The organism is Mesorhizobium sp. WSM4820 (assembly GCF_055811075.1).
Genome location: NZ_JBVVQN010000014.1, coordinates 204,298 through 226,732, shown reverse-complemented (window position 1 = coordinate 226,732; position 22,435 = coordinate 204,298). Strand labels below are relative to the sequence as shown.

At 62.7% G+C, this 22,435-nt stretch carries 23 protein-coding genes; 22 read left to right on the top strand and 1 reads right to left on the bottom strand.

Annotated elements, in window-relative coordinates; genetic code table 11:
• Window positions 1-112: 112 nt before the first annotated feature.
• Window positions 113-1,312, bottom strand: a complete 1,200-nt coding sequence (locus AC0L2R_RS22855) for a winged helix-turn-helix domain-containing protein (RefSeq protein WP_473511663.1) — start codon at window positions 1,310-1,312, stop codon at window positions 113-115.
• A gap of 335 nt (window positions 1,313-1,647) precedes the next feature.
• Between AC0L2R_RS22855 and AC0L2R_RS22850 the strand changes: the two genes are divergently transcribed.
• From AC0L2R_RS22850 to AC0L2R_RS22745, 22 genes are all read left to right on the top strand, one after another.
• Window positions 1,648-2,013 carry an NADH-quinone oxidoreductase subunit A gene (locus AC0L2R_RS22850; RefSeq protein ID WP_023798850.1) on the top strand — a complete coding sequence of 122 codons (366 nt, stop codon included), beginning with the start codon at window positions 1,648-1,650 and terminating at the stop codon, window positions 2,011-2,013.
• Window positions 2,004-2,585 carry a NuoB/complex I 20 kDa subunit family protein gene (locus tag AC0L2R_RS22845; RefSeq protein WP_023798851.1) on the top strand — a complete coding sequence of 194 codons (582 nt, stop codon included), beginning with the start codon at window positions 2,004-2,006 and terminating at the stop codon, window positions 2,583-2,585. Before AC0L2R_RS22850 ends, AC0L2R_RS22845 begins: the two co-directional genes overlap by 10 nt.
• Window positions 2,586-2,590: 5 nt before the next feature.
• Window positions 2,591-3,193, top strand: a complete 603-nt coding sequence (locus AC0L2R_RS22840) for an NADH-quinone oxidoreductase subunit C (RefSeq protein ID WP_473511662.1) — start codon at window positions 2,591-2,593, stop codon at window positions 3,191-3,193.
• A 9-nt stretch (window positions 3,194-3,202) separates the two neighbouring features.
• Window positions 3,203-4,393 (top strand): NADH-quinone oxidoreductase subunit D, encoded by a 1,191-nt coding sequence (locus AC0L2R_RS22835; protein ID WP_287235742.1) that lies wholly within the window; start codon window positions 3,203-3,205, stop codon window positions 4,391-4,393.
• Window positions 4,394-4,395: 2 nt separating this feature from the next.
• Window positions 4,396-4,767 (top strand): hypothetical protein, encoded by a 372-nt coding sequence (locus AC0L2R_RS22830; protein WP_236377065.1) that lies wholly within the window; start codon window positions 4,396-4,398, stop codon window positions 4,765-4,767.
• A 22-nt stretch (window positions 4,768-4,789) separates the two neighbouring features.
• Window positions 4,790-6,121, top strand: a complete 1,332-nt coding sequence (locus tag AC0L2R_RS22825) for an NADH-quinone oxidoreductase subunit E (protein WP_473511660.1) — start codon at window positions 4,790-4,792, stop codon at window positions 6,119-6,121.
• A 10-nt stretch (window positions 6,122-6,131) separates the two neighbouring features.
• Window positions 6,132-7,436, top strand: a complete 1,305-nt coding sequence (gene nuoF, locus AC0L2R_RS22820) for an NADH-quinone oxidoreductase subunit NuoF (protein ID WP_128166987.1) — start codon at window positions 6,132-6,134, stop codon at window positions 7,434-7,436.
• A 198-nt stretch (window positions 7,437-7,634) separates the two neighbouring features.
• Window positions 7,635-8,327, top strand: a complete 693-nt coding sequence (locus AC0L2R_RS22815; protein WP_473511659.1) for an NADH-ubiquinone dehydrogenase — start codon at window positions 7,635-7,637, stop codon at window positions 8,325-8,327.
• A gap of 8 nt (window positions 8,328-8,335) precedes the next feature.
• The gene (locus AC0L2R_RS22810) at window positions 8,336-8,647 is read left to right on the top strand and encodes a pentapeptide repeat-containing protein (RefSeq protein WP_473511658.1); all 312 of its coding nucleotides are present in this window, start codon (window positions 8,336-8,338) and stop codon (window positions 8,645-8,647) included.
• A complete protein-coding gene (nuoG, locus tag AC0L2R_RS22805) occupies window positions 8,647-10,728 on the top strand; it encodes an NADH-quinone oxidoreductase subunit NuoG (RefSeq protein ID WP_473511656.1) in 2,082 nt (693 codons plus the stop codon). The genes AC0L2R_RS22810 and nuoG overlap by 1 nt, the downstream gene beginning before the upstream one ends.
• Before the next feature lies 1 nt (window position 10,729).
• Complete coding sequence (gene nuoH, locus AC0L2R_RS22800) at window positions 10,730-11,773, top strand: NADH-quinone oxidoreductase subunit NuoH (protein WP_023798860.1); 1,044 nt, start codon at window positions 10,730-10,732, stop codon at window positions 11,771-11,773.
• The gene (locus AC0L2R_RS22795; RefSeq protein ID WP_473511655.1) at window positions 11,773-12,024 is read left to right on the top strand and encodes a hypothetical protein; all 252 of its coding nucleotides are present in this window, start codon (window positions 11,773-11,775) and stop codon (window positions 12,022-12,024) included. Before nuoH ends, AC0L2R_RS22795 begins: the two co-directional genes overlap by 1 nt.
• Entirely contained in the window at window positions 12,021-12,512 is a 492-nt protein-coding gene (nuoI, locus tag AC0L2R_RS22790) for an NADH-quinone oxidoreductase subunit NuoI (protein WP_287198832.1), read from the top strand. The genes AC0L2R_RS22795 and nuoI overlap by 4 nt, the downstream gene beginning before the upstream one ends.
• 121 nt (window positions 12,513-12,633) lie before the next feature.
• Window positions 12,634-13,254 (top strand): NADH-quinone oxidoreductase subunit J, encoded by a 621-nt coding sequence (locus tag AC0L2R_RS22785; protein WP_091594336.1) that lies wholly within the window; start codon window positions 12,634-12,636, stop codon window positions 13,252-13,254.
• A gap of 1 nt (window position 13,255) precedes the next feature.
• Entirely contained in the window at window positions 13,256-13,564 is a 309-nt protein-coding gene (nuoK, locus tag AC0L2R_RS22780) for an NADH-quinone oxidoreductase subunit NuoK (protein WP_023798863.1), read from the top strand.
• Between the two features lie 11 nt (window positions 13,565-13,575).
• Complete coding sequence (gene nuoL, locus AC0L2R_RS22775) at window positions 13,576-15,549, top strand: NADH-quinone oxidoreductase subunit L (RefSeq protein WP_287214147.1); 1,974 nt, start codon at window positions 13,576-13,578, stop codon at window positions 15,547-15,549.
• The gene (locus AC0L2R_RS22770) at window positions 15,549-17,054 is read left to right on the top strand and encodes an NADH-quinone oxidoreductase subunit M (RefSeq protein ID WP_473511654.1); all 1,506 of its coding nucleotides are present in this window, start codon (window positions 15,549-15,551) and stop codon (window positions 17,052-17,054) included. Before nuoL ends, AC0L2R_RS22770 begins: the two co-directional genes overlap by 1 nt.
• A gap of 19 nt (window positions 17,055-17,073) precedes the next feature.
• Entirely contained in the window at window positions 17,074-18,510 is a 1,437-nt protein-coding gene (nuoN, locus tag AC0L2R_RS22765; protein WP_473511652.1) for an NADH-quinone oxidoreductase subunit NuoN, read from the top strand.
• Between the two features lie 4 nt (window positions 18,511-18,514).
• A complete protein-coding gene (locus AC0L2R_RS22760) occupies window positions 18,515-19,336 on the top strand; it encodes a biotin--[acetyl-CoA-carboxylase] ligase (protein ID WP_091594342.1) in 822 nt (273 codons plus the stop codon).
• 117 nt (window positions 19,337-19,453) lie between these two features.
• On the top strand, window positions 19,454-21,124 hold the full coding sequence (locus AC0L2R_RS22755; RefSeq protein ID WP_287174687.1) for a ribonuclease J: 1,671 nt from the start codon (window positions 19,454-19,456) through the stop codon (window positions 21,122-21,124).
• A gap of 88 nt (window positions 21,125-21,212) precedes the next feature.
• Window positions 21,213-21,617 carry a methylmalonyl-CoA epimerase gene (gene mce, locus AC0L2R_RS22750; protein WP_023798869.1) on the top strand — a complete coding sequence of 135 codons (405 nt, stop codon included), beginning with the start codon at window positions 21,213-21,215 and terminating at the stop codon, window positions 21,615-21,617.
• The gene (locus AC0L2R_RS22745; RefSeq protein ID WP_023798870.1) at window positions 21,614-21,898 is read left to right on the top strand and encodes a DUF1467 family protein; all 285 of its coding nucleotides are present in this window, start codon (window positions 21,614-21,616) and stop codon (window positions 21,896-21,898) included. The genes mce and AC0L2R_RS22745 overlap by 4 nt, the downstream gene beginning before the upstream one ends.
• Window positions 21,899-22,435 lie beyond the last annotated feature (537 nt).

The following is a 22,435-nucleotide window of genomic DNA, read 5'->3' as shown; positions in this document are numbered from 1 at the left end:
CTGCGGCGGACACTACAGGGGGAAAACTGTAACCCATGTATCCGGTTCAAAGTGTTACCCATCTATCAACTGGACACCGGCAGGCAGGTGAGGGGCGGCGCCGACATCGACCTCACGAAACCGCGACTTCCGCCAGAGCCTGGCCCAAATCCCCCGCGGGCGTCACCTCGATGCGTTCGAGGCCGAGCCAACCCTGCATCAGCTGCAATTCCTCAAAAAGTTCGGCGGCGGTTTGCGGCGGCGCGCCGGGCTCGGCATAGGCGGCATGGACGCGCAGGACGCCGGCCGGGCGGTCGGCCTTAAGGTCGATGCGCGCCACGATCCTTTCGCCGAGCAGGAACGGCAGCACATAATAGCCGTACTGGCGCTTTTCGGCTGGGGTGTAGATCTCGATGCGATAGCGGAAGTCGAACAGTCTTTCCGTACGCGCCCGCTCGAAGACTACCGGATCGAAGGGAGCGAGCAAGGCGCGCGCCTTGATCTTGCGCGGAAAACGGGCTTCCTTGTGAAGATAGGCTGGCTTGCTCCAGCCTTCGACGGTCACCGGCAAGAGGTCGCCGGCCTCGACCAGTTCCTCGATGCGGCCCTTGATGTCAGCGGGAGAGAGGCGGAAATAGTCGCGCAGGTCGCCTGCTGTCGCGACGCCGTGGGCGCGGGCGGAGATGCGCAGCAATTCGCGGTGCGCATCCTCAGGCGAGGGCACCGGCAGGGCAAGTATTTCCGGCGGCAGCACGCGCTGCGGCAGATCATAAAGCCGCTCGAAGCCACGACGTGACGCCGTGGTAATGCGGCCGGCCCAGAACAGCCATTCGAAAGCGTGTTTGGCGTCGCTCCAGCCCCACCAGCCGCCGGAGCCTTTCTGGCCCTCCAGGGCGGAAGCGGCGATCGGGCCGCGTTCGACGACCTCGCGATAAATGTTTTCAATGTAGGCGGCGCGCTCGCGGCCCCACTTGGCCAGCCCGTTATACATTTCCTCGCCACGTTCGGCCCGTTCCATGCGCCAGCGCATCAGCGGATAGGTTTCGACCGGCAGAAAGGAGGCTTCGTGCGCCCAATATTCGAAGACTTTGCGCTTGCGCGTCACGGCGGCGTTGTCGAGCAGGGCGAGCGGGTAGGGGCCAAGCCGCGAATAGAGCGGCATATAATGAGCACGCACCACCGCGCTGACGGAATCGATCTGCAGCAGACCGGTCCGGCCAAGCACACGGGCCAGATGGCGGCGATCGGGCGTGCCGTTAGGGCGAGGATCGGCAAACCCCTGTGCGGCAAGCGCGATGCGCCGGGCCATGGCGAGCGAGATTTTTTCCTTCATGCAGACGGCACTCTGTCGGCGTTCGACCAAAGGTGGGAGAGATGATTCCCCACCATGCTAGCAGGGTTCTGGCGGCATCCATGTCAGGAGAGAAAAGTGGAGTAAAAAGCGAAGGAAACCAAACAGGAGCGGATTGGACCAGTTTATCCGGATATGCCGTCGAGCACCGTGTTTTGAACAAGGTTTGACTTGCTTCGCCGAAAGCCCTGCGCTAACCCTCGCCGCGTTGCAGCATAGAGCCCCCTAAAACGGTTCAGTGGTTAAACTGTCACGCTTCCGCAAGTGGGTCCGGTGCTGTAATCAGAGTGGATTGGCCGCCAACGGAAAGCTGCAGCATGAACGCATTGTTGAGTTCGTACCTGCCCATCGTCCTGTTCATCGGCGTGGCGCTGGTCGTCGGCCTGGCGCTGCTTGCCGCACCCTTTCTGGTGGCCTACCGCAATCCCGATCCGGAAAAGCTTTCCGCCTATGAATGCGGCTTCAACTCCTTTGACGATGCCCGCATGAAGTTCGACATCCGCTTCTACCTGGTGTCGATCCTGTTCATCATCTTCGATCTGGAAGTGGCCTTCCTGTTTCCGTGGGCAGTGTCTTTCAGCCAGATCGGCATGCTCGGTTTCTGGTCGATGATGGTGTTTTTGGCGGTGCTGACCATCGGCTTTGCCTATGAATGGAAGAAAGGAGCACTGGAATGGGATTGAGCGACAATTCCGGCACGCTCGTCGCGCCGAAGCCAAAAGGCATTCTCGACCCCAGCACCGGAAAGCCGGTGGGGGCGAATGATCCCTTCTTCCTCGAGATCAACGACGAGCTTGCCGACAAGGGCTTTCTCGTCACCTCGACCGAGGCGCTGATCACCTGGGCGCGCAGCGGCTCGCTGATGTTCATGACCTTCGGTCTTGCCTGCTGTGCGGTCGAGATGATCCACACCTCGATGCCGCGCTATGACTCGGAGAGGTTCGGCGTTGCGCCGCGCGCCTCGCCGCGCCAGTCCGACATCATGATCGTCGCCGGCACGCTGACCAACAAGATGGCGCCGGCGCTGCGCAAGGTCTACGACCAGATGCCGGAGCCGCGCTACGTCATCTCGATGGGCTCCTGCGCCAATGGCGGCGGCTACTACCACTATTCCTATTCGGTGGTGCGCGGCTGCGATCGCGTCGTGCCGGTCGACATCTATGTGCCCGGCTGTCCGCCGAGTGCGGAAGCGCTGCTCTACGGCATCCTTCTGTTGCAAAAGAAGATCCGCCGCACCGGCACGATCGAGCGGTGAGCGCGATGATGAGCCTGAATGAACTCTCGACCTATCTCGGCGAGAAGCTGAGCGGCCGGATCGGCGATGCGGTGCTTGCCTATGGCGAACTCACGATCTCGCTCGAGCCGCACGATCTGATCGAGGTGGTGAGCTTCCTGCGCGACGATCCAAAATGCCAGTTCATCTCGATCATCGACGTCTGCGGCGCCGATTATCCATCGCGGGCCAAGCGCTTCGACGTCGTCTATCACCTGCTGTCGCCGAAGCAGAATATTCGCATCCGCATCAAGGTGCAGGCCGACGAGGAGACGGTGGTGCCGTCTATCACCGGTGTGTTTCCGGGCGCCGACTGGTTCGAGCGCGAAACCTACGATCTCTATGGCGTGCTGTTCTCGGGCCATCCCGATCTCAGGCGAATCCTGACCGATTACGGCTTCGAAGGCCATCCGCTGCGCAAGGATTTCCCGCTGACCGGTTTCGTCGAGGTGCGCTACGACGACGAAGCCAAGCGCGTCATCTACGAGCCGGTGGAATTGAAGCAGGAATTCCGCAATTTCGATTTTCTCTCGCCATGGGAAGGGACGGACTACGTTCTGCCGGGCGACGAGAAAGCCAAGACGAATTGAGACGCCAGAATGGCTGAAACCTCCGTCCGCAATTTTAACATCAACTTTGGACCTCAACACCCTGCAGCGCATGGTGTTTTGAGGCTTGTTCTTGAGTTGGACGGCGAAGTCGTCGATCGCGTCGATCCGCATATCGGACTGTTGCATCGCGGCACTGAAAAGCTGATCGAAGCCAAGACCTATCTGCAGGCCGTGCCCTATCTCGACCGGCTCGACTATTGCGCGCCGATGAACCAGGAGCATGCCTTCGCGCTTGCCGCCGAGCGGCTGCTCGGCATCGAGGTGCCGAAGCGCGGCCAGCTGATCCGCGTGCTTTATTGCGAAATCGGCCGCATCATGTCGCACATCCTCAATGTGACGACGCAGGCGATGGATGTCGGCGCGCTGACGCCGCCGCTGTGGGGTTTCGTCGAGCGCGAAAAGCTCATGGTGTTCTATGAGCGGGCCAGCGGCTCTCGCATGCATGCGGCCTATTTCCGGCCCGGCGGCGTCCACCAGGACCTGCCGCAGCAGCTGGTCGAGGATATCGGCAACTGGATCGACCCGTTCCTGAAATCGCTCGACGATCTCGACGCACTGCTGACCGGCAACCGCATCTTCAAGCAGCGCAATGTCGACATCGGCATCGTCTCGCTGGCCGATGCCTGGGCCTGGGGTTTTTCGGGCGTCATGGTGCGTGGATCCGGCGTCGCCTGGGATCTGCGCAAGTCGCAGCCCTATGAATGCTATGCCGAGATGGATTTCGACATTCCGATCGGCAAGAACGGCGACTGCTACGACCGTTATCTCGTGCGCATGGAAGAGATGCGCCAGTCGGCGAAAATCATGCGCCAGTGCATCGACCTGCTGCTCGGCAAGGAAGGCAGCGGGCCGGTGTCGAACCTCGACGGCAAGGTGGTGCCGCCGAAGCGTGCGGCGATGAAGCGCTCGATGGAAGCGCTGATCCATCATTTCAAGCTCTACACCGAGGGCTATCGCGTGCCGGCCGGCGAGGTTTACGCGGCGGTCGAAGCCCCGAAGGGTGAGTTCGGCGTCTATCTGGTCTCGGACGGCACCAACAAACCCTATCGCTGCAAGCTGCGCGCGCCGGGCTTCGCGCATCTGCAGGCCATGGATTTTTTGTGCCGCGGCCACATGCTGGCCGACGTCACCGCCGTTCTCGGCTCCCTCGACATCGTGTTTGGTGAGGTGGACCGGTAGCAATGAACGCGCTTGTCACCGCAGCGGTCCTGACAATGGCGGCCCAAGTTCCTGCTTGGGGCCCCGATGGTCGGCTGCTGTCACGAGACCTGCTGAAGATTGGGTTTGAGCTGGTTGCGGAAGGTGACTTATTGATGGGGCGCACGTTCGAGCGACATGCACCGATGGATGAAGGGATTGTTCTTCATTCCTTCCCGCAGTGCCAGCTGGATTCGTTCGTTGCCCAGGTGCCCAGCCGGCCACGGCCCTATTGTGTCTCCTGGGTTGGCGATCGTTATGACGAATACATCCGCCTGAAGCGCGGGAAAGAAGAGTTTGTGTGCGTGTTAGGGCAATCCGAGAACTGCTATCGCGTCTCCAGCTCGATTCAGTAAGAAACAAATAAAGCGAAACTCCATGTCAGTCCGCCGTCTCGCAGAAGCCAGTCTCCAGCCAGCCTCCTTCGCCTTCAACCGGGCGAATGCGGCAGCGGCGAAGCAATGGATCAACAAATATCCGAAGGGCCGCGAGCAGTCGGCGATCATCCCGTTGCTGATGCTGGCGCAGGAGCAGGAAGGCTGGGTGACCAAGGCGGCGATCGAGACGATCTCCGACATGCTCGGCATGCCCTACATCAGAGGGCTCGAAGTCGCCACCTTCTACACGCAGTACCAGCTCAACCCGGTCGGCACCCGCGCGCATATCCAGGTCTGCGGCACCACGCCCTGCATGCTGCGCGGCTCGGAAGCGCTGATGGATTTGTGCCGCTCGAAAATCCATCACGACCAGTTCCACACCAACGACAAGGGCACGCTGTCGTGGGAAGAGGTCGAATGCCTTGGCGCCTGCGTCAACGCGCCGATGGTGATGATTTTCAAGGATACGTTCGAGGATCTGACGCCGGAGCGGCTTGCCGAGATCATCGACCTCTATGATGCCGGCAAGGGCGCTTCGGTGACGCCGGGGCCGCAGAACGGCCGCATCACCTCCGAGCCGATCACCGGCCTGACGACGCTGAAGAGCGAAAAGGCAATCCTGAAGACGACCCGCGACAGGGACGCCAAGGCGGCTGCGAAGGCCGCCAGGGAGCCCGCGCCAGCGGCAATTGTCGCGGCGCCAGCGGCTCCGGCCCAGGCATCTGCCGGCCCCGTTGCGCCGTCGAAGGCCAGCAAGCCGAAGACCGATGCGCCCGAAACCAGCCCGGCGCTGGAGACGCCTTCTCCGGCAAAGGTCGCACCGGAGACGGAAAAGGCGGCGAGCGTCAGAGCACCGCGGCACTCGGCGGCCAACGCCAACAAGGCCGCGCCGGAAGTCGAAAAGGTTTTGAAACAGCGCAGCGGTCCGATAGTCAAGGCTGAGCCAGCGGCTGCTTTCAAGGCGCCGGAAGCCAAGGGCACGCAGCTCGGCGCTGCCGGTAAGACGGCCAATGCCAAGACGACCAATGCCAAGACGGGCAAGCCTTCGCTTGAGGACAAGAACCGTCCGGCCGGCATCGCGAGGCCGGCACTGGTCGACGATCTCAAGCTGATCTCGGGCGTCGGCCCGAAGATCGAAGGCATCCTGCATTCGCTTGGTATCTTCACCTATGCGCAAGTCGCGTCATGGAAGAAGGCCGAGCGCGAGTGGGTCGATGGCTATCTCAGTTTCCACGGCCGCATCGAGCGCGAAGATTGGGTCAAGCAGGCCAAGGCGCTGGCCAAGGGCGGGGTCGCCGAATATATCCGCGTCTTCGGCAAGAAGCCGGTCTGAGGGACGAACAATGCTTCAGGACAGAGACCGCATCTTCAACAACATCTACGGCCGCTTCGACAAGTCGCTGGCCGGTGCGATGGCGCGCGGCGCCTGGGACAACACGCCCGGCATCATCGCCAAGGGGCGCGACTGGATCGTCAACGAGATGAAGGCATCAGGCCTGCGCGGCCGCGGCGGCGCCGGCTTCCCGACCGGGTTGAAGTGGTCGTTCATGCCCAAGCAGAGCGACGGCCGGCCGAGCTATCTCGTCGTCAATGCCGACGAATCCGAGCCCGGCACATGCAAGGACCGCGACATCTTGCGCCACGATCCGCACACGCTGGTCGAGGGCTGCCTGATCGCCGGCTTCGCCATGGGCGCGATCGCTGCCTACATTTATGTGCGCGGCGAGTTCATCCGCGAGCGCGAGGCGCTGCAGCGCGCCATCGACGAGGCCTATGCGGCCAAGCTGATCGGCAAGAACAACACGTCCGGATACGATTTCGACATCTATATGCACCATGGCGCCGGCGCCTATATCTGCGGCGAGGAAACGGCGCTGCTCGAAAGCCTCGAAGGCAAGAAGGGCCAGCCGCGGCTGAAACCGCCGTTTCCGGCCAATGTCGGCCTCTATGGCTGCCCGACGACGGTCAACAATGTCGAGTCGATCGCGGTGGCGCCGACCATTTTGCGCCGCGGCGCGGCCTGGTTCTCGTCCTTCGGCCGGCCCAACAATGTCGGCACCAAGCTGTTCTGCGTTTCGGGCCACGTCAACACGCCGTGCACCGTCGAAGAGGCGATGTCGATCCCGTTCCGCGAGCTGATCGAGACGCATTGCGGCGGCATTCGCGGCGGCTGGGACAATCTGCTGGCGGTCATTCCGGGCGGGGCTTCGGTGCCGCTGGTGCCGGCGGAGCAGATCATCGACGCGCCGATGGATTTCGATGCGCTGCGCGACCTGAAATCGGGTCTCGGCACGGCGGCTGTCATCGTCATGGACAAATCGACCGATATCGTGAAGGCGATCGCCCGGCTTTCCTACTTCTACAAGCACGAGAGCTGCGGCCAGTGCACGCCGTGCCGCGAAGGCACCGGCTGGATGTGGCGGGTGATGGAGCGGTTGGTGCGCGGCGAGGCGCAGAAGCGCGAGATCGACATGCTGCTCGACGTGACCAAACAGGTCGAAGGCCACACGATCTGCGCGCTGGGCGATGCGGCGGCATGGCCGATCCAGGGCCTGATGCGGCATTTCCGCGGCGAGGTTGAGCGGCGTATCGACGAGTTTTCGCGCAATGCGCACCGGGCAGAGCCGGTGATGGTGGCGGCGGAATAGACGAGAGTTGAAAGACGGGCGAATGCCCGATCTGAGATACGGGCAAGGCCCGATCTGAGATACGGGCGAATGCCCGATCTGAAATACGGGCAAGGCCCGATCTGAGATACGGGCGAATGCCCGATCTGAGATACGGGCAAGTGCCCGATTTGAGGAAACAGGCCGGGGCATACGGAAGAAACGACCAGGAGACTACCTATGTCGCTGAATTCGAGACCCGAACATTTGATGCCAGATTTGGACCCGTTCGAGAAGATGAACCAGGACCTGACCAGGATGATGCCGAAGGAGATGGCCAGCGCCGTCAATCTCCTGGCGCACCCTGTCGCGAGTGCGGCAGCGATGTCGGCGCTCGGCATCGGGCTTGCCAATCATGCCTTTGGGGTGTGGATGGGCGTGCTCTCGGGAGCCGCCGAGACCTCGCAGCGGCTCTTCCAGCCGATCGCCGACGATTTCGATGCCAGGGTCGAACGCTTTTCGCAGACAGGGGCAAGCTCCTCGACCAAGGCGCGCGCGGCGACAAAAACCTTGATCGCCGAGGCGCAGTCCTTCGCCAGGAACGTGAATGACATAGCCGCGAACAGCATGGATGATGCACGCAGCGTGGTGGATGCGGCTGCCGCACCGGCCGGGTTGATGCCGGAGGATTTCAAGCAGCCCAAGGCAATGGATCGTCCGGAAAACCCGGCAGACCTCAAGGCAATATCGGGCATCGGGCCGAAGCTGGAACAGGTGCTGAACGGCCTGGGCATCTGGACCTACGGCCAGATCGCGGCATGGACGCCGGAAGAGATCGCCTGGGTCGACGACTATCTGTCGTTCAAGGGCCGCATCGGTCGCGACAACTGGCTTGGCCAGGCGGCGGCGCTGGCCGCCAAAGCCGAGAGGTAGGCGACGCGATGGAGGTCCACGACAGGCGCGATGTTCTCGACGTGCGAAACGCCATCGTCAGCAATTCCAGTTTCGATGACGTCAACATGTCGAACACCCGGTTTCACGACGTCAACCTGTCGGCGGCCAGGATCCACCGCACCAACCTGAGCAACACCAAGGTGGAAGACGCCAATCTTTCGAACGCGTATTTCACCAACGTGAACATGAGCAACGTGAAGATAGAAAACGCGCAGGTTGCGGGCATGATGATCAACGGCATCAGCCTTGAAGACCTGTTCCAGGGATATGAGACGGCGAAGACCGCCGGGGACAATTGATGGCAAAGCTCAAGGTCGACGGGAAAGAGATTACTGTACCCGACCACTACACGCTGCTGCAGGCAGCCGAGGACGCCGGCGCCGAAGTGCCGCGCTTCTGCTTCCATGAGCGGCTGTCGATCGCCGGCAATTGCCGCATGTGCCTGATCGAGGTGAAGGGCGGGCCGCCCAAGCCGCAGGCGTCCTGCGCCATGGGCGTGCGCGATCTGCGTCCGGGACCAAATGGCGAAACGCCGGAAATTTTCACCAACACGCCGATGGTCAAGAAGGCCCGGGAAGGCGTGATGGAATTCCTGCTGATCAACCATCCGCTCGATTGCCCGATCTGCGACCAGGGCGGCGAGTGCGACCTGCAGGACCAGGCGATGGCGTTCGGCGTCGATTCCTCGCGCTATCACGAGAACAAGCGGGCGGTCGAAGACAAATATATCGGGCCGCTGGTCAAGACGATCATGAACCGCTGCATCCATTGCACGCGCTGCGTCCGCTTCACCACCGAAATTGCCGGCATTTCCGAGCTCGGCCTGATCGGCCGCGGTGAGGACGCCGAAATCACCACCTATCTCGAAAGCGCGATGACATCGGAACTGCAGGGCAACGTCATCGACCTTTGCCCGGTCGGCGCGCTGACCTCCAAGCCCTACGCCTTCCAGGCGCGGCCGTGGGAACTGACCAAGACCGAATCCATCGATGTCATGGACGCCGTCGGCTCGGCGATCCGCGTCGATTCCAGAGGCCGCGAGGTGATGCGCATCCTGCCGCGCACCAACGAGGCGGTGAACGAGGAGTGGATTTCCGACAAGACCCGCTTCATCTGGGACGGCTTGCGCACCCAGCGCCTCGACCGGCCATATGTCCGCAAGAACGGCAAGCTGGCCCCGGCAAGCTGGGCCGAGGCTTTTTCCGCGATCAAGGAAGCGGTGTCGCGAACCGCGCCCGACAAGATCGGCGCCATATCAGGCGATCTCGCCGCCGTCGAGGAGATCTATGCGCTGAAGCTGCTGATGGCCTCGCTCGGCTCGAAGAACACCGACTGCCGCCAGGATGGCGCCGCGCTCGATCCGTCGCTCGGCCGGGCAAGTTATCTCTTCAACCCGACCATCGAGGGCATCGAGCAGGCCGACGCGGTGCTTATCATCGGCGCCAATCCGCGCTTCGAGGCTTCCTTGCTCAACGCCCGCATCCGCAAGCGCTGGCGGCTCGGCAACCTGCCGGTCGGCGTCATCGGCGATGTCGGCGATACGCGCTACGACTATGAGCAGCTCGGCGCCGGACCGGAATCGCTCAGGGATTTGGCCCACGGCAACGGCAAATTTTTTGAGGTGCTGAAGAATGCGACGCATCCGCTGATCATCGTCGGTCAGGGCGCGCTGTCGCGCCCGGACGGCGCGGCCGTGCTCGGCCAGGCGGCGAAGCTCAGCCTGGCCGTCAATGCTGCGAGAGCCGACTGGAACGGCTTTGCCGTGCTGCACACTGCGGCGGCGCGTGTCGGCGGTCTCGATGTCGGCTTCGTGCCGGGCGAGGGCGGCAAGAACGTCGCCGGCATGCTGGGCGAGATGGACGTTTTGTTCCTGCTCGGCGCCGACGAGATCGACATGGCCAGCACCGGCGGCGCCTTCGTCGTCTATATCGGCACGCATGGCGACCACGGCGCGCACCGCGCCGACGTCATCCTGCCGGGCGCCGCCTATACCGAAAAATCGGGCACCTACGTCAACACCGAGGGCCGGGTGCAGCAGACCAACCGCGCCGGCTTCGCGCCGGGCGATGCGCGCGAGGACTGGGCGATCCTGCGGGCGCTGTCGGATGTGCTGGGCAAGAGATTGTCGTTCGATTCGCTGCCGCAGCTGCGCGCAAAGCTCTATGGCGAATACCCGCATCTTGCCCGCATCGACCAGGTCGCGGCCGGCAATGCCGACGATATCGCTGAGGTGGCGAAGCTTGGCGGGCGGCTTGGCAAGGGCAGCTTCACCTCGCCGGTCAAGGATTTCTACCTGACCAACCCGATCGCGCGGGCTTCCGCAGTGATGGCGGAGTGCTCGGCGCTGGCGAGAAACGGTTTTAGGCAGGCGGCGGAATAGCATGGACACCTTCTTCTCCTTCTACGTGCTGCCGGCGCTGCTCATCCTGCTGAAGTCGGTCGTGCTGATCGTCGTGCTGCTCATCTTCGTCGCCTACATCCTGTACGCGGACCGCAAGATCTGGGCGGCGGTGCAGTTGCGCCGCGGCCCGAACGTCGTCGGCCCATGGGGCACGCTGCAGGCTTTCGCCGACCTTCTGAAGTTCGTGTTCAAGGAGCCGGTGATTCCGTCCGGCGCCAACAAGGGCGTTTTTCTGCTGGCGCCCTTGGTTTCGGCGGTGCTGGCGATCTCGGCCTGGGCGGTGATCCCGGTCAATGAGGGCTGGGCGATCGCCAACGTCAATGTCGGCATCCTCTATGTCTTCGCCATCTCCTCGCTCGAGGTCTATGGCGTGATCATGGGCGGCTGGGCGTCCAACTCGAAATATCCGTTCCTCGGCGCGCTGCGCTCGGCCGCGCAGATGGTGTCCTACGAGGTCTCGATCGGTTTCGTCATCGTCACGGTGCTGCTTTGCGTCGGCTCGCTCAACCTGTCCGACATCGTGCTGTCGCAGCAGGACGGCCTTGGCACAAGGGTTGGCCTGCCCAACACCTTCCTCGACTGGCATTGGCTGTCGCTGTTCCCGATGTTCGTCATCTTCTTCATCTCGGCGCTGGCCGAGACCAACCGCCCGCCCTTCGACCTGGTGGAAGCCGAATCGGAACTCGTCGCCGGCCATATGGTCGAATATTCGTCGACGCCGTTCCTGCTGTTCTTCCTCGGCGAGTATGTCGCCATCGTGCTGATGTGCGCGCTGGCCACCATCCTGTTCCTCGGCGGCTGGCTGCCGCCCTTCGATTTCGCTCCCTTCACCTGGGTGCCGGGGCTGATCTGGTTCGTGCTCAAGGTCTGCCTGGTGTTCTTCATGATCTCGATGGTGAAGGCCTTCGTGCCGCGCTACCGCTACGACCAACTGATGCGGCTCGGCTGGAAGGTCTTCCTGCCGATTTCGCTGGCGATGGTGGTGATTGTCGCCGCGTTCCTCAAGATCACGGGGTTTGCGTGATGGGCGATCCGGCAATCCTGGTGCTTGGCGCCGCTGCTGGCGCCCTGGTGGCATGGCTGACGTCTATTTTCGCGTTGCCGACTGCGCTGCACATGTTTGGGCGTTCAAAAGGGCTCGGCCTGCCCGTTTCCGTTGAGGAAAAGCAAATGCGCGAGCATTTGATCCGTAGACTCTATCTTGTGGTTTCTCCGCTTGCGCGTGGCGTCATGGGCGCCGCGGTCGCATTGCAAATGTTTGGGGGTGCTGAATGAGCACGCTGTCTCAAGCCGCAAAATCCCTGCTGCTGCAGGATTTCGTCAGCGCTTTCTTCCTGTCGATGCGCCAGTTCTTCGCGCCGAAGGAGACGATCAACTATCCGCACGAGAAGGGGCCGACCAGCCCGCGCTTTCGCGGCGAGCATGCGCTGCGCCGCTACCCGAACGGCGAGGAACGCTGCATCGCCTGCAAATTGTGCGAGGCGATCTGCCCGGCGCAGGCGATCACCATCGAGGCCGGCCCGCGCCGCAACGACGGCACCCGCCGCACGGTGCGCTACGACATCGATATGGTGAAATGCATCTATTGCGGCTTCTGCCAGGAAGCCTGCCCGGTCGACGCCATCGTCGAGGGGCCGAACTTCGAATTCGCGACCGAGACGCGCGAGGAACTTTATTACGACAAGGACAAGCTCTTGGCCAATGGCGACCGCTGGGAGCGCGAACTGGCGCGCAACATCTCGCTGGACGCGCCGTACCGCTGACATTTGACGCATGGACGGGGCGAAGGGCCTCGTCTAAGGAACACGAAACTTGCCGACCGGAGGCGGTGGCAAACATCGAACAGGACGAACGTCCTGTTCGGACAGGAACCCGGGGGAACCCATGCTGAATGGACTAGAGGCGGCCTTTTTCTACCTCTTCGCCTTTGTCGCGGTGGCGTCGGCGTTCATGGTCATTTCGGCGCGCAATCCCGTGCATTCGGTGCTGTTCCTGATCCTGACCTTCTTCAATGCCGCAGGCCTGTTCATGCTGACCGGCGCCGAGTTTCTGGCGATGATCCTGCTCGTCGTCTATGTCGGCGCGGTCATGGTGCTGTTCCTGTTCGTCGTCATGATGCTCGACGTCGATTTTGCCGAGATGAAGGAAGGCGCCCTGCAATACGCGCCGATCGGCGCGCTGGTCGGGCTGATCCTGGCGGCTGAGCTCATCGTCGTGCTCGGCGGCTATACGTTTGCGCCGCAACTGGCGGCAACGGTTGCAAAACCCATTCCGGACCTTGCCGCGCGCTCGAACACGGCAGCGCTGGGCGACATCCTCTACACCGACTATCTCTACTATTTCCAGATTGCCGGCCTTGTGCTGCTGGTCGCCATGATCGGCGCCATCGTGCTGACGCTGCGTCACAAGCCGGGCATCAAGCGGCAGTCGATCGCCGCCCAGGTCGGCCGCACGCCGGCAACGGGAATGGAAATCCGCAAGGTCAAGACGGGCGAAGGAATCTGAGATGGTCGTCGGCATCGCACATTATCTGACCGTATCGGCTATCCTGTTCACGCTCGGCGTGTTCGGCATTTTTCTCAACCGCAGGAACATCATCGTCATCCTGATGTCGATCGAGCTGATCCTGCTTGCGGTCAACATCAATTTCGTCGCCTTCTCGGCAGCGCTCGGCGATCTCGTCGGACAGGTGTTCGCGCTGTTCGTGCTGACGGTCGCAGCGGCTGAAGCGGCGATCGGTCTCGCCATTCTCGTCGTCTTCTTCCGCAACCGCGGCTCGATCGCGGTCGAAGACGTGAACATGATGAAGGGTTGACGGAAACCACCATGTATCAGGCCATCGTCTTCCTTCCTCTGCTCGGCTTCCTGATCGTCGGCCTGTTCGGCACGTCGCTCGGCGCCAAGGCGTCCGAATACATCACCTCCGGCTTCCTGGTGATATCAGCCGTGCTGTCGTGGGTCGCCTTCTTCGCCGTCGGCTTCGGCGAGGGCGAGGTGTTCACCGTGCCGGTGCTGCGCTGGATCCAGTCGGGCGGGTTGGAAGCCGCATGGGCACTGCGCATCGACACGCTGACGGTGGTGATGCTGGTCGTCGTCAACACGGTGTCGGCGCTGGTCCACATCTACTCCATCGGCTACATGCATCACGACCCGAACCGGCCGCGCTTCTTCGCCTATCTGTCGCTGTTCACCTTCGCCATGCTGATGCTGGTGACGGCCGACAACCTCGTGCAGATGTTCTTCGGCTGGGAAGGCGTCGGCCTCGCCTCCTATCTGCTGATCGGCTTCTGGTACAAGAAGCCGTCGGCCAATGCCGCCGCGATCAAGGCCTTCGTCGTCAACCGCGTCGGCGATTTCGGTTTCGCGCTCGGCATCTTCGGTGTGTTCGTGCTGTTCGGTTCGGTCAATCTCGGCACCATCTTCGCCAATGCGGCGACGTTCATCCCGGCCGAAGGCGCGCCGGAGGGCGCAGCCGTGCTGACCTTCCTCGGCTATGCCCTCGACAAGCAGGCGGCGATGACCGTCGTCTGCCTCTTGCTGTTCATGGGCGCCATGGGCAAGTCGGCCCAGGTGCCGCTGCACACCTGGCTGCCCGACGCCATGGAAGGGCCGACGCCGGTCTCGGCGCTCATCCATGCCGCCACCATGGTGACGGCCGGCGTGTTCATGCTGGCGCGGCTGTCGCCGCTGTTCGAACTGTCGCATTCGGCGCTGATCGTGGTCACCTTCATCGGCGCCTTCACCGCCTTCTTCGCGGCGACCGTCGGCCTTGTCCAGAACGACATCAAGCGCGTCATCGCCTATTCGACCTGCTCGCAGCTCGGCTACATGTTCGTGGCGCTCGGCGTCGGCGCCTATGGCGCGGCGATCTTCCATCTGTTCACGCATGCCTTCTTCAAGGCGCTGCTGTTCCTTGGCTCCGGCTCGGTGATCCACGCCGTCTCGGATGAACAGGACATGCGCAGGATGGGCGGCCTCAGGACGCTCATTCCGAAGACCTACTGGATGATGGTGATCGGCACGCTGGCGCTGACCGGCGTCGGCATTCCGGTGACGGTCATCGGCACCGCCGGCTTCTTCTCCAAGGACGCGATCATCGAAAGCGCCTTTGCCGCGCACAATCCGGTCGCCGGCCTTGCTTTCGTGCTGCTGGTCGTCGCTGCCTGCTTCACCAGCTTCTATTCCTGGCGCTTGATCTTCATGACCTTCCACGGCCAGCCGCGGGCGAGCCACGACGTCATGCACCACGTCCATGAATCGCCGCCGGTCATGCTGGTGCCGCTGTACATCCTGGCGGCTGGCGCGCTGTTCGCCGGCGTGATCTTCCATGGCGCCTTCATCGGCGAGGGCTATGCCGAGTTCTGGAAGGCGTCGCTGTTCACGCTGCCGGAGAATCACATCCTGCACGACATCCACGAAGTGCCGTTTTGGGTGAAGCTGTCGCCGTTCGTCGCCATGCTGATCGGCTTTGCGATTGCCTGGCAATTCTACATCCGCGCGCCGGAGATGCCGAAGAACCTGGCGGCGCAGCATCGCGGGCTCTACGCCTTCCTGCTCAACAAGTGGTATTTCGACGAACTCTTCGACTTCCTGTTCGTGCGGCCGGCAAAACGCCTCGGCCACTTCCTGTGGAAGACCGGTGACGGCACCGTGATCGACGGACTTGGTCCGGACGGGGTTTCGGCGCGCGTCGTCGACGTCACCAACCGGGTCGTCAAGCTGCAGACCGGCTACCTCTATCATTATGCCTTCGCCATGCTGATCGGCGTTGCCGCATTCGTCACCTGGATGATGCTCTGATGACCGCCTGGCCGATCCTCTCGCTGGTCACCTTCCTGCCGCTGGTTGGTGTGCTGTTCATTCTGCTGATCAATGACGACAGCGAGAATGCCCGCCGCAACATCCGCGCCATTGCGTTGTGGACGACTGGTATCACCTTCATCGTCTCGCTGTTCATCTGGACCGGCTTCGACAATGCGGAGCCCGGCTTCCAGTTCGTCGAGAAGTTTGCCTGGCTGGATTCCGGCATCTCCTACCATATGGGCGTCGACGGCATCTCCATGCTGTTCGTCATCCTGACCACCTTCCTGATGCCGCTCTGCATCCTGGCTTCGTGGGAATCGATCGAGAAGCGCGTCAAGGCCTACATGATCGCTTTCCTGCTACTGGAGACGCTGATGATCGGCGTGTTCTGCGCGCTCGACATCGTCTTGTTCTACGTCTTCTTCGAAGCCGGCCTGATCCCGATGTTCATCATCATCGGCGTGTGGGGCGGCAAGCGGCGCGTCTACGCCTCGTTCAAGTTCTTCCTCTATACGCTGGCCGGCTCGGTGCTGATGCTGCTCGCCATCATGGCGATGTTCTTCCAGTCCGGCACCACCGACATCCCGACGCTGCTGACGCACGACTTCCCGGCCTCCATGCAGACCTGGCTATGGCTCGCCTTCTTCGCCTCCTTCGCCGTGAAGATGCCGATGTGGCCGGTGCACACCTGGCTGCCGGACGCGCATGTCGAGGCGCCGACGGCCGGTTCGGTGATCCTGGCCGCCATCCTGCTGAAGATGGGCGGATATGGCTTCCTGCGCTTCTCCTTGCCGATGTTTCCGATCGCCTCGGAGATGTTTGCGCCGCTGGTCTTCGCGCTGTCCGTCGTCGCCATCATCTACACCTCGCTGGTGGCGTTGATGCAGGAGGACATGAAGAAGCTGATCGCCTATTCGTCGGTCGCCCATATGGGCTTCGTCACCATGGGCATCTTCGCGATGAACCAGGAAGGCGTCCAGGGGGCAATCTTCCAGATGCTGTCGCACGGCCTGGTCTCCGGCGCGCTGTTCCTCTGCGTCGGCGTCATCTACGACCGCATGCACACGCGCGACATCGACGCCTATGGCGGGCTGGTCAACAACATGCCGAAATACGCCACCGTGTTCATGATCTTCACCATGGCCAATGTCGGCCTGCCCGGCACCAGCGGCTTCGTCGGCGAGTTCCTGACCATGCTCGGCGTGTTCCGGGTCAACACCTGGGTGGCGTTCTTCGCCGCCACCGGCGTCATCCTGTCGGCGGCCTATGCACTGTGGCTGTATCGCCGGGTGATCTTCGGCGCGCTGACCAAGGACAGCCTGAAAGGCCTGCTCGACCTGTCGACGCGCGAGAAGGTGATCATCTACCCGCTGGCCGTGCTGGTCATCTTCTTCGGCGTCTACCCGGCGCCGGTCTTCGACGCGACTGCCGCATCGGTCAAGGCGCTCGTTACCAATGTCACCGCATCCATCGACACCGCGCAGACCGCGGCGGCGAACTGACCCGAGAGGTTTGCGAACCATGACGCCGGACCTTCTCTCCAGCCTGTCGCTGTCGACGCCAGAGCTGATCCTCGCCGTCGGCGCCCTGGCGCTGCTGATGCTCGGCGCCTATTCGCGCGCCAACACCACCACCACGGTCAGCGGCCTTGCCGTCGCCGTCCTGGTGATTGCCGGCCTCTGGACGATCTTTTCCACCGGGCAGGGCAACGCTTACGGCGAAGCCTTCGTCCAGGATCCCTTCGCCCGCTTCATGAAGGTGCTGGCGCTGATTGGGTCGGCGGTGACGCTGGTCATGTCGATGCGCTTCGCCAAGGCGGAGCATTTCGACAAGTTCGAGTATCCGGTGCTGATCCTGCTGTGCACGCTCGGCATGATGCTGATGATCTCGGCCAACGGCATGATCGGGCTTTATCTCGGCCTCGAACTGCAGTCGCTGGCAATCTACGTGCTGGCGGCGATCAACCGGGACAATCTGCGCTCGACCGAGGCGGGACTCAAGTACTTCGTACTTGGGGCGCTGTCGTCGGGCATGCTGCTCTACGGCATCAGCCTCGTCTACGGCTACACCGGCAACACCGGCTTCCAGGAGATCGCCGCAGCACTTGGCGGCGGCGAGCGGCAGCTTGGCCTGGTCTTCGGCCTGGTCTTCGTGCTGGCCGGCCTCGCCTTCAAGATATCGGCGGTGCCGTTCCACATGTGGACGCCCGACGTCTATGAAGGCGCGCCGACGCCGGTGACGGCCTTCCTCGCGGCGGCGCCGAAGATGGCGGCGATGGCGCTGATCGTGCGCGTCACCGTGGACGCCTTCCAGCCGATCGCCGCCGACTGGCAGCAGATCATCGTCTTCATCTCGATCGCCTCGATGCTGCTCGGCGCCTTTGCGGCTATCGGCCAGACCAACATCAAGCGGCTGATGGCCTATTCCTCGATCGGCCATATGGGCTACGCCCTGGTCGGCCTCGCCGCCAACAGTCAGGCCGGCGTTCGCGGTGTCGCCATCTACATGCTGATCTATCTGGTGATGACGCTCGGCACCTTCGCCTTCATCCTCGCCATGCGGCGCAAGGAAGGCAATGTCGAACAGATCAGCGATCTCGCCGGGCTGTCATCGACCAATCCGATCATGGCGACGATCCTGACCATCCTGATGTTCTCGCTGGCCGGCATTCCGCCGCTCGCCGGCTTCTGGGGGAAATGGTACGTGTTCCTTGCCGCCATCAACGCCAACCTCTACGCGCTGGCGATCATCGGCGTGCTGGCCTCGGTGGTGGGCGCCTATTATTATCTGCGGATCATCAAGATCATGTGGTTCGACGAACCGGTCGGCGGCTTCGTGCCGATGGCGACCGAGCTTCGCATCGTGCTTGGCGTCTGCGGCGCCTTCGTGCTGTTCTATGTGCTGATCGGCGGGCCGATCGGCACCTATGCCGAAGCCGCCGCCAAGACATTCTTCTGACGGGATGGCATTTCGGCTGGCTCCAACAGCGGCCTCGGAAGGGTTCCGGCTCGAGGCACATGACACCGTCGGTTCGACCAATGCGCTGGCGCTCGACCGTGCGCGGGCGGGAGATCCGGGCAAGCTCTGGGTCGTTTCGAAAAAACAGGAAAGCGGGCGTGGCCGGCGCGGCCGGGTCTGGGCGACGCCCGAGGGCAATCTGGCGGCGACGCTGCTGGTGGTCACCAATGCCGAGCTTCGCCTGGCCGCGACGCTCGGCTTCGTCGCCGGGCTGGCGCTGGCCGATGCGCTCGACGCCGTCGTGCCGAAGGGCAGGATCGCAATCGGCCTCGACGGCGGCAGCGATGGAAAAAACCGTTTCGAGCTGAAATGGCCGAACGATGTGCTTGCCTCCGGCGCCAAGCTTGCCGGCATCCTGCTGGAATCGGCGATACTCGAAGGCGATCGCTTTGCGGTGGCGGTCGGCATCGGTGTCAATGTTGTGGCATACCCCAAGGATTTGCCTTATCCCGCGACATCGCTTAGCGCGCTGGGCGCTGCTTGCGATGCCGAGACATTGTTTCTGGCGCTGTCGGATGCCTGGAGCGAGAATGCGCGGCTGTGGAACGATGGGCGCGGGCTGGCCGCCGTCAGGCGGCGCTGGCTGGCGCGTGCGGCAGGGCTTGGCGGGCAGGTTGCTGTCAGAATTGACGGTAATGTGGTGCGCGGCACGTTCGAGACCATTGACGAGGACTGCCGTTTCGTGATCCGCGACGATGAGGGTTCGGTTCTGACGATCGCCGCCGGCGACGTGCATTTCGGTGCGGTCGCGTCGGCCCAGGTTTGACAGGCCACCCAGGTTTGGCAGGCCAAGGTTTTGACAGGCCAAGTTTTTTACGGGCTCAGGTTTGACTGGCCCCAGAGTTTGACGGGCTTGGGTTGACCGGCCAGGAAAGGAATGATCATGGCGACAGCGGAAAACGCCGAACTCGTCTTCGTGCCGCTTGGCGGCGTCGGCGAGATCGGCATGAACTTCGCCCTCTATGGCTACGGGCCGGCCAATGCGCGCGACTGGATCGTCGTCGATGTCGGCGTGACCTTTCCCGATGCCAGCCTGCCTGGCGTCGACCTGGTGCTGCCTGACACGCGCTTCATCGAGGAGAACATCGCCAATCTGCGTGGCATCGTCATCACGCACGCGCATGAGGACCACTACGGCGCGCTGCTCGACACATGGCCGAAGCTCAAGGCGCCGGTCTGGATGACGCCGTTCGGCGCTGGATTGCTGGAAGCCAAGCGGCAGGGCGAGCAGGGCGCACCAAAGATCCCGGTGACGATCTACCGCGCCGGTGAAAAGTTCAGCGTCGGCCCGTTCGAGATCGAGGCCATCCCGGTCGCGCATTCGATCCCCGAGCCGATGTCGCTGGCGATCACCTCGCCGGCCGGCACCGTCATCCACACCGGTGATTGGAAGATCGATCCGGCGCCGACGATCGGTCCGCTGACCGACGAGGCGCGCTTTCGCGCCTATGGCGACAAGGGCGTGCTGGCGTTGATCTGCGATTCCACCAATGCGCTGCGGGAAGGGGTGTCGCCGTCGGAAGTCGCGGTTGGCGAGGGCCTCAAGGGCGTCATCCAGAGCGCCAAGGGCCGCGTTGCGGTCACCACCTTTTCCTCCAATGTCGGACGCATCGTCTCCATTGCCAAGGCGGCACGCGATGCCGGCCGGCAGTGCCTGGTGCTCGGCCGCTCGCTGAAGCGGGTCATCGATGTTGCCGGCGAACTCGGCTACATGGATGGGCTGCCCGAATTCATCGCCGAGGAGGACTTTGGCTTCATCCCGCGCGAAAACCTCGTCATCATCTGCACCGGCAGCCAGGGCGAGCCGCTTGCGGCGCTGGCGAAACTGTCGCGCGAGGAGATGAAATCGGTGTCGCTGACGGCAGGCGATACGGTGGTGTTTTCCTCGCGTACCATTCCCGGCAACGAGAAGGGTATCCTTGAGATCAAGAACCGTCTGATCGATCTCGGTATCAAGATCATCGAGGACGGTGATGCGCTGGTGCATGTCTCGGGCCATCCGCGCCGCAGCGAGCTGCGCAAGATGTATGAATGGGTGCGGCCGCAGATCGGCGTTCCCGTGCATGGCGAGGCGGCGCATCTGGTGGCGCAGGGATCGCTGATGTCGGTGTCCGGCATCGGCCAGGTGGCGCAGGTGCGCAACGGCGACATGCTGCGGCTCTATCCCGGTGCGGCGGCGATCATCGACCAGGTGCCGTTCGGCCGCATCTACAAGGACGGCAGGCTGATCGGCACCGACCAGGCGATGGGCATTCGCGACCGGCGCAAGCTGTCTTTCGCCGGCCATGTCGCGGTCAATGTCGTGCTCGACGACAAATATGAGCTCGCCGGCGATCCCGATCTGGTCGCCATCGGCGTCGCCGAGGCCGATGGCCGCGGCGAGAGCCTGGAGGACCTGATGATCGATGCGGCAATCGGCGCCGTGGACTCCATCCCCCGTCAGCGCCGAAGAGATCTCGACCTCGTGCAGGAGGCAGTGCGCCGCGCCGTCCGTGGCGCCGCCAATGAAGCCTGGGGCAAGAAGCCGCTGGTGACGGTGTTCGTCACAAGGTAAGGGAATAGGGGAGTAGGGCAGTACGGCAGTAGGGGAGAAAGTCGTTTTTCCCTACTCCCATATTGCCTTACTGCCCTGAGGAAAACCAATGCTTGGACGCCTGAACCATGTCGCGCTTGCCGTGCCGGATCTGGCTGCGGCCACAGCGGCTTATCGCGACACGCTCGGCGCCCGGGTGACCGCGCCGCAGGCGCTGCCGGAGCATGGCGTGACGGTGGTGTTCGTCGATGTCGGCAATACCAAGATCGAATTGCTGGAGCCGCTTGGTGAGGGTTCGCCGATCGCGGCATTCCTCGAGAAGAACCCATCGGGCGGCATGCATCATCTGTGCTATGAGGTCGACGACATTCTTGCCGCGCGAGATCACCTCAAGGCCAGCGGCGCCCGTGTCCTCGGCGACGGCAACCCGAAGACCGGCGCGCATGGCAAGCCGGTGCTGTTCCTGCATCCCAAGGATTTCTTCGGCACGCTGGTCGAACTGGAGCAAGCATGAGCTGGGTTTCATTTCTCGCCCTGTTCTTCATCACATGGTGGGTGGTGCTGTTCGCCATCCTGCCGTTCAGCCTGAGGACGCAGGACGAGGATGAGGACGTGACGCTGGGCACGGTATCCAGCGCGCCGCGCGGACCGCATATGCTGCGCGCGGTGCTGCGGACGACGATCGTCACGCTGGTTCTGCTTGGCATCTTTTATGGCATGACGCGGGGGCTCGGCCTCGGCATCGACGACATCCCGCACATCGTGCCGGATTTCAGCCGGAGTCCCGAAAACTAGACCGCCGGGTACGGCTGGCCACATCTTGCATGCGAGCACCAATCCGGGCTGGAAACCGATGCAGGTTCCGAATAAAGTGGTTTAGCAATTTGTCGTGCTAACCAAATGATTGCACAAAAAAAATGCAAGGCACGAGGCCTTGCAATTTAAACGCGTCCGATCTGTTTCCGGTATCCGGCGGCAGCGAGTAACCGCGCCTAGATCGCATCCTCCCAAGACTTTGACCGCGTAGGAGAGCAGATTTCTTTCCGCCCTCTCGTTTATCGGCGCACATTAGACCAAGCCGGGTGAAAATGTCACGCAGAATTTTGCCCCGAAATAAGCTATCTCGTGCTGCACTGCACAATAGTATGGCAGGCGTTGCTTGCGAAACGACCAGTAAGGCGAACGCGGCACTGCGGCGCCTTTGCGACGCCCCATCGGGCGCCCAGTTGGCTGCCAGTTGGCTTGGGGGGGCGGGTTTCCATTCCGTCATGAAATGGCTATGAAGCCGGGGCAAGCAAGCCTGCGCTGCGCCGATTCCGGTGCGGCAATCCT